Consider the following 1,358-nt stretch of genomic DNA (forward strand, 5'->3'; position numbering starts at 1 on the left):
CCTCGTCCACGGCCGGATCGACCGGCACGACGGCGCGCGGGAGCTCGTCACCGCGCTCGAGCAGCATCCGCAGGGCGCCGAGCTGCACCGCGAAGGACAGGTCCATGATCTCGACGGGGTTGCCCTCGGCCGCGCTCGTGTTCACCCCGCTGCCGCCGGCGAGGACGAGCACGTGGTGGCCGTCCGGCCAGGTCAGGCGCTCCACGTGCCGCGCCACGGTCGTCCGGACCGCGCCGGCGCCGTCCGCGACGGTCAGGGCGACCTCGTCGTCCACACCACCGGCGACCGACACCACCGCTCCGGCGGCGCAGGCCCGCAGGACCTCGTGGTCCACGGTGTCCGCGACCCCGGTGGCGCTCACCACGAGGTCGGCATCGCGGACCGCGTCGACGAGCGGTGCGACCGCGTGCCCGGCGAAGCGCGCCTGCAGGGCGCGGATCGGGTCGACCTCGGCGACCGTGACCCGGAAGCCGAGCGCGACGAGGACCTGGGCGACCCCCTCGCCGACGGGACCGAAGCCGGCGACGACCGCCGTGCCTCCCGGCCGGGCCCGGTGCGCGCCGGACGGGAGCGCGTCGACCAGGTCGAGGGTCGCGAACACCGTCGACTGACCCGTGCCGAACCGGTTGTCGAAGCACGTCTTGGCGCGGGCGTCGTTCACGGCGACCACCGGGATGCCGAGCGCTCCGCGGTCGGCCATGACGCGGAGGGGCCGGAGGCCGCTCGTCGTCTCCTCCGCAGCGCCGAGCATCGTCGGCAGCAGCTCCGGTCGCTCCTGGTGCGCCAGACGGATCAGGTGCGAGCCGTCGTCGAGCAGCACGTGCGGGCGGGTGTCGAGCATCGCGAGGGCGAGGCGGTGCTGCTCGGCGAGCGACGCGGTGCTGTCCGCGTGGACCGGCAACCCGGCACGGCGGAGCACGTCGGCGACCGCGTCGTCGGTCTCGTCGGCGTGGGCGTACACGACGACCTCGGCACCCGCGTCGCGCAGGAGCAGGCTGAGCACGGCGGTCTTCGGCTCGAGGACCATCGCGACGCCGACCCTGGTGCCGCGGAGCAGTCCGCCGTCGCGGAGTCCCGCGGCGATCGTGCGGGCGACCGGCATGTGCCGGCGAGCCCAGCGGATGCGCGCCTCAGCGGCCGGGTCGTCCTCCGGTTCCCGTCCCGTGGACACGAGGAAGACGTCGTCGGAGTGCGTCGGGACCGCGAGCACGCCCGGGCGGGCGGGTGCGACCGGGCCGAAGGCGTCCTCGTCGACCGCTGGTGCGTACCGGCCGGCGTCCACGACCACGAGGGTGCTGCCGCGCGGGCGGTCTGCCTCGCGTTCGACGGCGACGGTCGACTCGTCCGGGTCCCCGAGG

1 protein-coding gene is annotated in these 1,358 nt (G+C 75.7%); it reads right to left on the reverse strand.

The features are described 5' to 3' along the window. A partial coding sequence (locus tag D8M35_RS16075) for an adenosylhomocysteinase (RefSeq protein ID WP_126892706.1) occupies positions 1-1,358 on the reverse strand: 1,358 nt, incomplete at both ends.

The sequence above is a fragment of the Curtobacterium sp. HSID17257 genome (assembly GCF_003989515.1).
In the GTDB taxonomy this organism is placed as follows: domain Bacteria; phylum Actinomycetota; class Actinomycetes; order Actinomycetales; family Microbacteriaceae; genus Curtobacterium.